The organism is Pseudomonas sp. NFPP02 (assembly GCF_900119355.1).
Classification (GTDB): domain Bacteria; phylum Pseudomonadota; class Gammaproteobacteria; order Pseudomonadales; family Pseudomonadaceae; genus Aquipseudomonas; species Aquipseudomonas paracarnis.
Map to the genome: position 1 here is coordinate 445,081 of NZ_FPJI01000003.1, position 12,338 is coordinate 457,418.

9 protein-coding genes are annotated in these 12,338 nt (G+C 60.9%); 2 read left to right on the plus strand and 7 right to left on the minus strand.

All coding sequences use genetic code 11. From position 1 onward, the window contains the following. Positions 1–75 precede the first annotated feature (75 nt). The 6 genes from BT204_RS08115 to leuC form a co-directional block, all read right to left on the minus strand. Entirely contained in the window at positions 76–1,086 is a 1,011-nt protein-coding gene (locus BT204_RS08115; RefSeq protein WP_054899004.1) for an aspartate-semialdehyde dehydrogenase, read from the minus strand. Positions 1,087–1,335: 249 nt separating this feature from the next. Then, positions 1,336–2,448 (minus strand): aspartate-semialdehyde dehydrogenase, encoded by a 1,113-nt coding sequence (gene asd / locus BT204_RS08120; protein ID WP_003192554.1) that lies wholly within the window; start codon positions 2,446–2,448, stop codon positions 1,336–1,338. A gap of 64 nt (positions 2,449–2,512) precedes the next feature. Further along, positions 2,513–3,595, minus strand: coding sequence for a 3-isopropylmalate dehydrogenase (gene leuB / locus BT204_RS08125; RefSeq protein ID WP_003192555.1), 1,083 nt, complete (start codon positions 3,593–3,595; stop codon positions 2,513–2,515). 53 nt (positions 3,596–3,648) lie between these two features. Next, complete coding sequence (locus BT204_RS08130; RefSeq protein ID WP_072446282.1) at positions 3,649–4,413, minus strand: class I SAM-dependent methyltransferase; 765 nt, start codon at positions 4,411–4,413, stop codon at positions 3,649–3,651. Positions 4,414–4,560: 147 nt separating this feature from the next. Further along, positions 4,561–5,205 (minus strand): 3-isopropylmalate dehydratase small subunit, encoded by a 645-nt coding sequence (gene leuD, locus BT204_RS08135; protein ID WP_014719160.1) that lies wholly within the window; start codon positions 5,203–5,205, stop codon positions 4,561–4,563. A gap of 10 nt (positions 5,206–5,215) precedes the next feature. Continuing rightward, on the minus strand, positions 5,216–6,634 hold the full coding sequence (gene leuC / locus BT204_RS08140; RefSeq protein ID WP_054922598.1) for a 3-isopropylmalate dehydratase large subunit: 1,419 nt from the start codon (positions 6,632–6,634) through the stop codon (positions 5,216–5,218). Positions 6,635–6,774: 140 nt separating this feature from the next. Here leuC and BT204_RS08145 point away from each other — a divergent pair, with 140 nt between their 5' ends. Continuing rightward, a complete protein-coding gene (locus BT204_RS08145; protein ID WP_034126233.1) occupies positions 6,775–7,665 on the plus strand; it encodes a LysR family transcriptional regulator in 891 nt (296 codons plus the stop codon). Positions 7,666–7,731: 66 nt separating this feature from the next. After that, positions 7,732–11,010, plus strand: a complete 3,279-nt coding sequence (locus BT204_RS08150) for a PAS domain S-box protein (protein ID WP_072446284.1) — start codon at positions 7,732–7,734, stop codon at positions 11,008–11,010. 86 nt (positions 11,011–11,096) lie between these two features. On the opposite strand, the gene BT204_RS27845 is transcribed toward BT204_RS08150, so the two are convergent. Continuing rightward, complete coding sequence (locus BT204_RS27845) at positions 11,097–12,029, minus strand: hypothetical protein (protein WP_175550961.1); 933 nt, start codon at positions 12,027–12,029, stop codon at positions 11,097–11,099. Positions 12,030–12,338: the final 309 nt, after the last annotated feature.

Below are 12,338 nucleotides of genomic sequence, written 5' to 3' on the forward strand. Positions count from 1 at the left end.
ACGCGCTTGTGTTTCACTTGGGACCAAGCATAGCGCCTGGCTAGAATCAATCTACAAATTGCCGCCAAGTATCTTTTACACAAGGTCTTTTATCAACAACTGCGCCAGTTCCACGGCGTTCAGGGCCGAGCCTTTGCGTACGTTATCTGACGTCAACCAAAGATTTAGTTCCGCCGGGTCGTCGATACCTGCGCGAACTCGCCCGACGTACACCACGTCCTGGCCGACGGCATCGCCTACGGCGGTGGGGTAATCGCCCTCCTCGACCAGCTCGATTCCCGGCGCAGCGTCGAGGGCGCGGTTCACCGCGGCCAGGTCGACCGGCGCGGCCAGTTGCAGCGACACAGTCAGGCTATCGCCGAAAAACACCGGGGCTTGAACGCAGGTGGCGGAAATCTTTAGTAAAGGTGTTTCCAGCACCGCACGCAGTTCGTGTACGAGGCGCTTCTCCAGGGCGGTATGACCTTGGACGTCTGGCGTGCCGACTTGCGCCAGCAGGTTGAACGCCACTTGCCGATCGAAGAACGCTGGCTCCAAGGGACGCACGTTCAGCAGTTCGGCAGTCTGGCGCGCCAACTCGCTGACGGCCTCGCGGCCCTGGGCAGAGATGGCCAGGTTGGCGGTGACGCTCACGCGCTGGATGTCCACTACATTGCGCAACGGTGCCAGCACCACCGCGAGGTAGGTGGCACAAGGGCTCGGGCTGCCGAGCTGGAAAGGCTTTTTCAACGCGCCCAGCACATGGGCGTTGGCCTGCGGCACCACTTGCGGCGCCTGCTCGGCGGGCAATGCGCCAGACAAGTCGATCACCGCGCAGCCAGCGGCGGTGGCACGCGGGGCGAAGCTCAGGGTCACCGCGGGGCCTGCAGCGAAGAACGCCAACTGCACCTTGCTGAAATCAAACGTGTCGATCTCTTTGACCCGCACGTTCTTGCCCCGAAACGGCACCGAAGCCCCCGCCGAGTTGCTGCCCGCCAGCAGGTACAAGGTGCCCACCGGGAACTCCAGCTCTTCGAGAATCTGCACCAGGGTTTCGCCAACGGTACCGGTAGCGCCGATCACGGCGATTTCAAAGGTCTGGGTCATGGGATTGCCTCGGGCATTACGGGGGAGCGGCACTTTACCGGGTGGTAGAGGGTGAGGCAATTACAGCCCCCCTGATCGTTCCCGCGCTCTGCGTGGGAACGCCTCCTGTGACGCTCCGCGTCACGCCTCTAAAGCAGACGCAGAGCGTCCAGAGCTGCATTCCCACGCAGAGCGTGGGAACGATCACAAGGGCAACAAAAAACCCGCGCCTGTCACCAGAACGCGGGTTTCTGTTATTGCCTCAAGCGATCAACGCTCCAGCAAAATCCGCAACATGCGACGCAACGGCTCAGCCGCGCCCCACAGCAGTTGGTCGCCAACGGTGAACGCGCCAAGGAACTGGCTGCCCATGTTCAGCTTGCGCAGGCGGCCCACCGGTACATTCAGGGTGCCGGTGACCTTGGTCGGGCTCAGCTCCTGCATGCTGATATCGCGGTTGTTCGGCACCAGCTTGACCCAAGGGTTGTGCTGGCTGATCAGCCCTTCGATATCGGCGATCGGCACATCTTTGTTCAACTTGATAGTCAGCGCCTGGCTGTGGCAACGCATGGCGCCAATGCGCACGCAGATGCCATCCACCGGGATCGGGTTCTTGAAGCGCCCCAGGATCTTGTTGGTTTCGGCCTGGGCCTTCCACTCTTCGCGACTCTGACCGTTAGGCAGTTCCTTGTCGATCCACGGGATCAGGCTACCGGCCAATGGCACGCCGAAGTTCTCGGTCGGGTAAGCATCGCTGCGCATGGCCTCAGCCACACGGCGGTCGATATCGAGGATCGCACTGGCCGGGTCAGCCAGTTGATCGGCGACAGCGGCGTGGGTCGCGCCCATCTGCTTGATCAGTTCACGCATGTTCTGCGCGCCGGCACCGGAGGCCGCCTGATAGGTCATCGCGCTCATCCACTCCACCAGGCCCGCTTCGAACAGGCCGCCCAGGCCCATCAGCATCAGGCTGACGGTGCAGTTGCCGCCCACATAGTTCTTGGTACCGGCGTCCAGTTGCTGGTCGATGACCTTGCGGTTGACCGGATCGAGGATGATCACCGCGTCGTCCTGCATGCGCAGGCTCGAAGCGGCGTCGATCCAGTAACCCTGCCAGCCGGCTTCGCGCAGCTTGGGGAAGACTTCGCTGGTGTAGTCGCCACCCTGGCAGGTCAGGATCACGTCGAGGCTCTTCAACTCTTCAATGCTGTAGGCATCCTTGAGCGGGGCAATATCCTTGCCCACGGACGGCCCTTGGCCACCTACGTTCGAAGTGGTGAAAAACACCGGCTCAATAAGATCGAAATCCTGCTCTTCCAGCATCCGCTGCATGAGCACGGAACCGACCATACCGCGCCAACCGATCAGACCTACACGTTTCATCGCAACTACACCTTGTTAAAAAGTGGGCCGCCTTGCAGCAACAACTGCAAGCGGGCCCGAGAGATTACAGATTCCGCAGCGCGGCGACTACTGCGTCGCCCATTTCTTGCGTCCCGACCTTGGTGCAACCCTGGGACCAGATATCGCCGGTGCGCAAGCCCTGATCCAGCACCAGGCTGACGGCCTTCTCGATTGCGTCCGCCGCATCGCCCAGGTTGAAGCTGTAGCGCAGCATCATCGACACCGACAAAATCGTCGCCAGCGGGTTGGCAATGCCCTGCCCCGCGATGTCTGGCGCCGAACCGTGGCACGGCTCGTACATACCTTTGTTGTTGGTGTCCAGGGACGCCGACGGCAGCATGCCGATGGAACCGGTGAGCATCGACGCCTGGTCGGACAGGATGTCGCCGAACAGGTTGTCGGTGACAATCACGTCGAACTGCTTGGGTGCGCGCACCAGTTGCATGGCGGCGTTGTCGACGTACATGTGGCTCAGTTCGACGTCCGGATAATCCTTGGCGACTTCTTCGACGATTTCACGCCACAGTTGGCTGGAAGCCAGCACGTTGGCCTTGTCCACCGAGCAGACTTTTTTGCCGCGCACGCGCGCCATGTCGAAACCGACCCGGGCGATACGGCGGATTTCGCTCTCGCTGTATGGCAGCGTGTCATAGGCCTGACGCTCACCATTTTCCAACTCGCGCACACCCCGTGGCGAGCCGAAGTAGATACCGCCGGTCAGCTCACGCACGATGAGGATATCCAGGCCCGCCACCACTTCCGGCTTGAGGCTCGACGCGTCAGCCAGTTGCGGGTAGAGGATGGCCGGGCGCAGGTTACCGAACAGGCCCAGTTGCGCACGAATTTTCAGCAAGCCGCGCTCAGGGCGGATGTCACGCTCGATCTTGTCCCATTTCGGCCCACCCACGGCACCGAGCAGTACCGCATCGGCAGCCCGGGCGCGGTCGAGGGTCTCGTCAGCCAGCGGCACGCCGTGCTTGTCGATGGCAGCGCCGCCGATCACGTCGTGGCTCAGCTCGAAGCCCAGGCTGTACTTGCTGTTGGCAAGCTCAAGGACCTTGACCGCTTCGGCCATGATTTCCGGCCCAATACCGTCGCCAGGGAGAATCAGAATCTGCTTGCTCATGCGTTCCTCATTTCATCAAGCGACCCGCCCGTGGGCAGGTCGGGAAAAATCAATCAGCGTTCGGCGAAGACCACCAGCACATCGGTGCTGAAGGTGCCGTCGGCTTGAACTTCGTAATAATCACGTACTTCCTGGCCCATCGCCTGTTGCAGCTCAAGGATTGCTGCACGCAGTACCTCTGGCGTGCGCATGCGTTCAACCCACGAGGTGTACTCCAGGCGCAAGCGCTGGCGACTGCTGTTGCGCACGTGCAGGCCGGCCTCACTCAACTGGCGCATCCACTCGGCGCTGGAATAGTCACGCACATGGCTGGTGTCGCGCAGCACTTCGACGGTTTGCAGGTAAGTGTCCAACAGCGGGCTGCCCGGTGACAAGACATCCACAAATGCCGCCACGCCACCCGGCTTGAGCACCCGGCGCACTTCACGCAGGGCCAGGCCGAGGTCGCTCCAGTGATGGGCCGAATAACGGCTGAACACGAAGTCGAATTCGCCATCGGCGAACGGCAGGCGCTCGGCGGCGCCGTGCACGGTGCGGATGTTGTCCAGGTTGCGGTCTTTGGCGGCGGCGGCCACCACGTCGAGCATAGGCTGGGACAAGTCGTAGGCCACCACTTCTTTGACCAGAGGCGCTACATGGAAGCTGACATGACCGGCACCGCAGCCCAGGTCCAGCAGGCGTGCAGCGCCCTGCCCGGCCAGTTCGGCCTGTAGCAGTGCGAATTCGGTGCCCTGGGCGTGTACGGCGCTGCTCAGGTAGGCCGAGGCTTGCTCGCCGAATTGTTTTTGCACGACTTGGGTGTGGGCGGTGGTGGTCATGGTGGCTTTCCTTGAGAGTTGTGTTGCTTGTACTGCCGCCTTCGCGAGCAAGCCCGCTCCCACATTTGATTGCATTTCAACTGAAGAAACTCGTTCGAATGTGGGAGCGGGCTTGCTCGCGAAGGGGCCAGTGCGGCCTACATAACGTCAGGCATCGCGAAACAGCCAGGGCTGGCTCGCCCGGTGCCTGGTTTCAAACGCAGCAATCGCATCGCCGTCCTGCAAGGTCAGGCCAATGTCGTCCAGGCCGTTGATCAGGCAGTGCTTACGGAAGGCATCCACTTCAAAGTGGTACACCTTGCCATCCGGGCGGGTCACGGTTTGCGCGGCCAGGTCCACCGTCAACTGGTAGCCGACATTGGCCTCCACTTGCTGGAACAACTCGTCCACTTCAGCGTCGCTCAAGATGATCGGCAACAGGCCGTTCTTGAAGCTGTTGTTGAAGAAGATATCGGCGTAGCTCGGCGCGATGATGCTGCGAAAGCCGTACTCTTCCAGGGCCCAAGGCGCGTGCTCGCGGCTGGAGCCGCAGCCGAAGTTTTCCCGGGCCAGCAACACGCTGGCGCCTTGGTAACGCTCGGCGTTGAGCACAAAGTCCTTGTTCAGAGGGCGCTTGGAGTTGTCCTGGTAGGCGTAGCCCACGTCCAGGTAGCGCCACTCATCGAACAGGTTGGGGCCGAAACCGGTGCGCTTGATCGACTTCAGGAACTGCTTTGGGATGATCTGGTCGGTGTCCACATTGGCACGGTCCAACGGCGCTACAAGGCCTGTGTGTTGGGTAAAAGCTCTCATCGGGTTTTCCTCAGATCAATTCGCGAACGTCGATGAAACGACCGTTGACGGCAGCAGCGGCGGCCATGGCCGGGCTCACCAGGTGAGTACGCCCACCCGCGCCTTGGCGCCCTTCGAAGTTACGGTTGGAGGTCGACGCGCAATGCTCGCCCGACTCCAGGCGGTCCGGGTTCATCGCCAGGCACATCGAGCAGCCCGGCTCACGCCATTCAAAACCGGCTTCGAGGAAGATCTTGTCCAGGCCTTCGGCTTCCGCCTGGGCTTTAACCAGCCCGGAACCTGGCACCACAATGGCTTGTTTGATGGTCGAGGCCACCTTGCGGCCCTTGGCGATCACCGCTGCGGCGCGCAGGTCTTCGATCCGCGAGTTGGTGCAGGAACCGATAAACACGCGGTCCAACTGGATATCGGTGATCGCCTGGTTGGCGGTCAACCCCATGTATTTCAAGGCGCGCTCGATGGAGCCACGCTTGACCAGGTCGGCCTCTTTGGCCGGGTCCGGCACGTTCTGGTCGACGGCCAGGACCATTTCGGGCGAAGTGCCCCAGCTGACTTGCGGCTTGATCTGCGCAGCGTCGAGTTCGACCACGGTGTCGAACACCGCATCGGCGTCGGAGACCAGGTCTTTCCACGCTTCGACGGCGGCATCCCAATCGGCGCCTTGCGGCGCGAACGGGCGGCCCTTGACGTATTCGACGGTTTTTTCGTCCGCCGCCACCATGCCCACGCGGGCACCGGCTTCGATGGACATGTTGCAAATGGTCATGCGGCCTTCAATGGACAGCTCGCGGATAGCACTGCCGGCGAACTCGATGGCATGGCCGTTACCGCCCGCGGTGCCGATCTTGCCGATCACAGCCAGTACGATGTCCTTGGCGGTCACGCCAAACGGCAATTGGCCTTCGACGCGTACCAGCATGTTCTTCATTTTCTTGGCCACCAGGCACTGGGTGGCAAACACGTGCTCCACCTCGGAAGTACCGATGCCGTGGGCCAGGGCGCCGAACGCACCATGGGTGGAGGTATGAGAGTCACCGCAGACCACGGTCATGCCCGGCAAGGTGGCGCCCTGCTCCGGGCCGATGACGTGGACGATGCCTTGGCGCACGTCGTTCATCTTGAATTCGGTGATGCCGTATTCGTCGCAATAATCGTCGAGGGTCTGCACCTGCAACCGCGAAACCTGGTCGGCAATGGCTTCGATGCCGCCCTTGCGCTCAGGAGTGGTCGGCACGTTGTGGTCCGGCGTAGCGATGATGGAGTCGACGCGCCAAGGCTTGCGCCCGGCCAGTCGCAGGCCTTCGAACGCTTGGGGCGAGGTCACTTCATGGATGATGTGACGGTCGATGTAGATCAGCGACGATCCATCATCGCGACGTTTCACTTCGTGGGAATCCCAAAGCTTGTCGTAAAGCGTTTTGCCGGCCATCAGTCGGTCCTCATCAGCGGTGCTTCTATACGCCGGGCTTTTCAATAACCCTTTGGCTTGTGAGGCTGATGGTATGGCGCTACATTAAATAACTCAAATTCATATTTTTTATGCTTTGGATTACCAACTGGAATAGCACCATGGACCTGGCCAACCTCAACGCCTTTATCGCCATCGCCGAGACCGGCAGCTTCTCCGGCGCCGGCGAACGCCTGCACCTGACCCAGCCGGCTATCAGCAAGCGCATCGCCGGTCTGGAACAACAATTGAAGGTACGGCTGTTCGACCGCCTGGGCCGCGAAGTCGGCTTGACCGAGGCCGGGCGGGCCTTGCTGCCCCGCGCCTATCAAATCCTCAACGTGCTGGACGACACCCGCCGGGCCCTGACCAACCTCACCGGCGAAGTCAGCGGGCGCCTCACTCTGGCCACCAGCCACCATATCGGCCTGCATCGCCTGCCGCCGATTCTGCGCACCTTCACCCGGCAATATCCGAAGGTGGCGTTGGATATTCAGTTTCTGGATTCAGAAGTGGCCTACGAAGAAATCCTCCATGGCCGTGCGGAAGTCGCGGTAATCACCCTGGCGCCTGAGCCCCACAACCTGGTACGTGCTACCCGGGTGTGGGACGACCCGCTGGATTTTGTGGTGGCGCCGGAACACAGCCTGATCAGCAACGGTTCCGTCAGCCTGGGCGATATCGCCGGGCATCCGGCCGTGTTTCCCGGTGGCAACACCTTTACCCACCATATTGTCAGCCGCCTGTTCGAGGCCCAGGGCCTGACGCCCAATATCGCGATGAGCACTAACTACCTGGAAACCATCAAGATGATGGTCTCCATCGGCCTGGCCTGGAGCGTGTTGCCGCGCACCATGCTCGACGATCAGGTGGCAAGTATCGCTTTGCCGGGCATACAGCTCAGTCGCCAGCTAGGCTATATCGTGCACACCGAAAGGACGCTGTCGAACGCTGCGCGGGCTTTCATGAGCCTGTTGGATGCACAGGTCGATCTGCCAGGGTTACCGGCATGACACTGTGCGGGCCAGGGGTTTAGGTCAAACCGCGCGGTTTTCTCAATGAGCCAAGGCCCTTTGATAATGCGCAACCCCCTTGACCCGATTCCACCCCTGCCCCGCATCTACGCCCTGGACCCTCAAGCGGCGGAACAAAGCTGGGACAGTGCCCCGCAACTGCTGGCGGCCCTCAATGCCGCGCGGCTGGGTGCCTGGTGCTGGGAAATCGACACAGGAAGAATCAGTTGGTCACGGGGCACCCAGGCGCTATTCGGCTTTGACCCGCGCCAGCCTCTGCCCAAGGACCTCGATTACCTAGACCTACTGGCCCCGCAAGACAGTGCGCGGGTGGTGCGCGGCTTTCATGCGGTGCTCGCCGGAGAGCCCTTCGACCGCGCCATGCACCACCGCATCCAATGGCCCGATGGCAGCCTGCACTGGCTGGAAATCAGCGGCAACCTGGCCCCCGATAAAGCCGGACGGCGGCGCATGATCGGGGTCATCCGCGAAATCACCCACCAACGCGACCGTGAACACGCTCTCAGCCATTCGGAAAAGCGCTTCGCCACCCTGTTCCACCTGTGCCCGAACATGGTACTGCTGACGCGCCAGGCCGACGGTTTGATCAGCGAAGCCAACCAGTATTTCGAAATGCTGTTCGGCTGGCCGGTGGCTGATGTCATCGGCCGCACCACCCTGGAACTGGGCCTGTGGCGCCACCCGGAACAGCGGGCGCTGCTGGTCAAGGCCACGCAACGCAAAGGCGAACCCATCACCATGGAAGTGCAGTTCTGCGCCAGCAACGGCCAGATTCATGACGGCACCCTCAGCGCACAAAAGGTGGAACTGGACGGCGAGGCGTACCTGATCAGCACCTTTCTGGACATCACCGAACGCAAAAACGCCGAGCAAGCGCTCAAGGAAAGCCAGGAGCGCCTGGACCTGGCTCTGGATTCCGCGCAACTGGGTACCTGGGATTGGCACATCCCCAGCGGCATGCTCTACGGCTCGGCGCGTGCCGCCCAGTTGCACGGGCTGGAACCCGCGCCGTTCCATGAATCCTTCGATGCGTTTTTTGAGGGCATGTCCGATGAGGACCGCGAGGGCATGCGCCATGCGTACCGCAGTTTGCGCGAAGGCCCGGACGGCAACTATCAGCTGACCTACCGCGTGCAAATGGAAGACGGCAGCCCGCGCTACCTGGAGAGCCGCGCACGCCTGTATCGCGATGAGTCAGGCAAGCCCCTGCGCATGGCAGGGACCTTGCTGGATATCACCGACCAGGTCGAGCGCGAGCAACGGCTGACCGCCTCGGAAGAAAAGTTCGCCAGCCTGTTCCAGGCCAGCCCCGACCCGATCTGCGTGACCTGCCTGGACAGCGGCGCCTTTATCGAGATCAACCCGGCGTTTACCCAGACGTTTGGCTGGACAGCCGCCGAAGTGCTCGACAAAAGCGCCGAACAAATCGGCTTGTGGGACGACTCCAGCAAGCGCCTGCAGCGCATCGAGCAGGTGATACGCGAACAGGCCCTGAGCAATGTGGCCATAGTGGTGCATCACAAGGACGGCCAAAGCCTGACCTGCATGATTTCCAGCCGCTTGATCAAGGTCAGCGACCAGCCGTGCATCGTCACCACGCTGCGCGATATTACCCAACAGCAACGCTCGGAAGCCGCACTCAAGGCCAGTGAAGAGAAGTTTGCCAAGGCGTTCCATTCCAGCCCCGATGCGATATCCATCACCGAACGCGACACCGGCCGTTACGTGGAGGTCAACGACGGTTTTTGCCGCCTGACCGGTTACCGCACCGAAGAAGCCATCGGCCTGACGCTGTACCAGATCGGCATCTGGGCCGATGAAAACCAACGCGCCGCACTGTTGGCCGAGTTGCACATCAAGGGGCGCATTCACCACCTGGAAATGCTCTGGCGCAACAAGCGTGGCGAGGTTCTGGCGGTGGAGGTCTCGGTGGAGCCGATCACCTTGAATGAAACCCCCTGCCTGCTGCTGACCGCGCGGGATGTGAGCCTATTGAAGAACGCCCAGGCGCAGATCCGGCACCTGGCCTATCACGACCCGCTGACCAACCTGCCGAACCGGGCACTGCTGATGGACCGCCTGAGCCAGCAGATCGCCCTGCTCAAGCGCCACAACCTGCGCGGCGCCCTGCTGTTTCTGGACCTGGATCACTTCAAGCACATCAACGACTCCCTCGGCCACCCCGTTGGCGACACCGTGCTGAAAATCGTCACCGCGCGCCTGGAAGCCAGCGTGCGCACGGAGGACACCGTGGCGCGCCTGGGCGGCGACGAGTTTGTGGTATTGCTCAGCGGCCTGGAGGGCACCCGCCAGACGGTCAGCAGCCAGGTGCAAGCGCTGGCCGATACCCTGCGCGAATTGCTCTCGGAACCCATGTTCCTTGACGGTCACCGGTTGCAGGTCACGCCCAGCATCGGCGTGGCGCTGATCCCCGACCACGGCACCACACCCGCCGATCTGCTCAAGCGTGCCGACATCGCCCTGTACCGCGCCAAGGACTCCGGGCGCAACACCACGCAGATGTTCCACAACAGCATGCAAAAAACCGCCAGCGAGCGCCTGCGCATGGAAACCGACTTGCGCCTGGCTTTGTCACGCGGCGAATTCAGCGTGCATTACCAGCCCCAGGTGGATGCGCGAGGCAACAGGATAATCGGCGCCGAAGCCCTGGTGCGCTGGCAGCATCCACAATTGGGCGCGCAGTCGCCGGCGGAATTTATCAAGGTATTGGAAGACAGCGGCCTGATCCTGGAGGTCGGCACCTGGATTCTCGATGAAGCCTGCGGCGCCTTTGCCCAGTTGATTGCCGCCGGCCTGGTGGACCCGCTCAATTTCAGCCTGTGCGTGAATATCAGCCCGCGGCAGTTTCGCCAGAACGACTTTGTGGAACGGGTGGAGCACAGCCTCAAGCAACACGGCCTGCCGTTCAGCCTGCTGAAACTGGAAATCACCGAAGGGATCGTGATCCAGAACCTGGACGACACCGTGATGAAGATGCGCCGCCTGAAAAAACTCGGCGTGAGCTTTGCAATGGATGATTTCGGCACCGGCTACTCATCCCTGACCTATCTCAAGCGCTTGCCGGTGGACGCACTGAAGATCGATCAGTCGTTCGTGCGCGATGCGACCCACGACCCCAATGATGCAGAAATCATCCGCGCCATTGTGGCGATGGCGCGCAGCCTGAACCTGGAAGTCATCGCCGAGGGGGTGGAAACCCTGGAACAGCTGGCGTTCCTGCAAAAGCTGGGCTGCCATTTGTTCCAGGGGTATTTACACAGCCGGCCATTGCCGATCGAGGGTTTCAGGCGGTTGCTGGAATAGGGCCGCGCCTGATCACGCGAGGTTGCAAAAGATGCAGCCAAGCGCCACTGCCGTCAACGGAGCCGCCCGCCTGGGTGCCTGTTCAATTACATAAGCGCTACAGCATGGCCGTAGGTAGGGGCCGAGCCTCGGCGCCCCCACAACTCTTCACGACCATTGATAACCGCTACCGAATGCTTATCCCGATTGCACATACCCACTTGCCCACCGGCGAGCGCACTGACGGGCACCGTTCTCATGTGTTTCCTCAACCCCAGGCGCAGAAACCCCTCCCCCGGCCCCCACTCATCCTCCCCATTGTTCAGGCTGCGAATGGCAGCATGAAAACTCCTGCTCGCCGTACCATCGTTGTCTTCCATTTGCGCGCGCTTGGCGCTGACGGCAAAAAGAAACTGCGCATCCTTGAGCATCTCTTTATCGGGACCTATGAACCGCGAACCTTGTGCTGCTTGCGCCAACTCCGAGTCGGTCAATCTCAGCTGAAAATCGTCGCGCATGACCACGTGATAACCGCCAGGCTCTTTTCTCACTGAGCGAAAAATGTCCGTAGGGCTTTGACCAAATCGGTACATGGCTGCCTTGATGGCCGATACGGTAACGCAGTTGCCATCTGGCCCTTGGCGAAAGCCACTCCAGATGTTGTCCGGCTTAGCCCCATTACGCTTTATCGAAAGACCCGGAATGTGTGCGGCGACCTCTGGCTTTGGTGGTAGCGGTTCAGGTATGACCCGAGGCGCAACCTCAGGCTGAACCCTGGGCGGAGGAGGAACGTCAGGAACTGTCGTATCTTTTTTATCGGACAACAGAGAAATCAACTGTGAAAAAAAAGACGCAACCAGCCCCGACAATGTAGTGACTAATTCCCTATTAGTACCAATGCTATTTTTAGCTGTCTCGACAGTTCCGTAATTAACTGGAGTGCACTGCAGAGTGTCATTAATGGGTTTCAACGTATCAACAGGTGCCACCTGACGGACATCTATCACGCGCGCAATATTATTAATCGAACAGCACGACACAAGTTTCTCCTTAAACAGTACTTCTCCGAGTGGTATACCTCGGAGAAGCCCCCGTTTTATTCAAGCGTTCTTATGAGCCAGTGGATTTCAGGATCTGGATGAAAGTCGAGCATTGAAGCGCCAGTTTTTGTCGAATTTATTCTCATCAGGACCTGGGCTGGTCAAACCCGGAACAAACTTATCGGGCTGTGGCGCGGGTGTAGGTATCGGGTTGGTATCCGGATTCGGGCCTGGCTGTGGCATCGGGTTCGATTCCGGCTTCGGACCGGGCTGGGGCACGGGGTTCGATTCCGGCTTCGGACCGGGCTG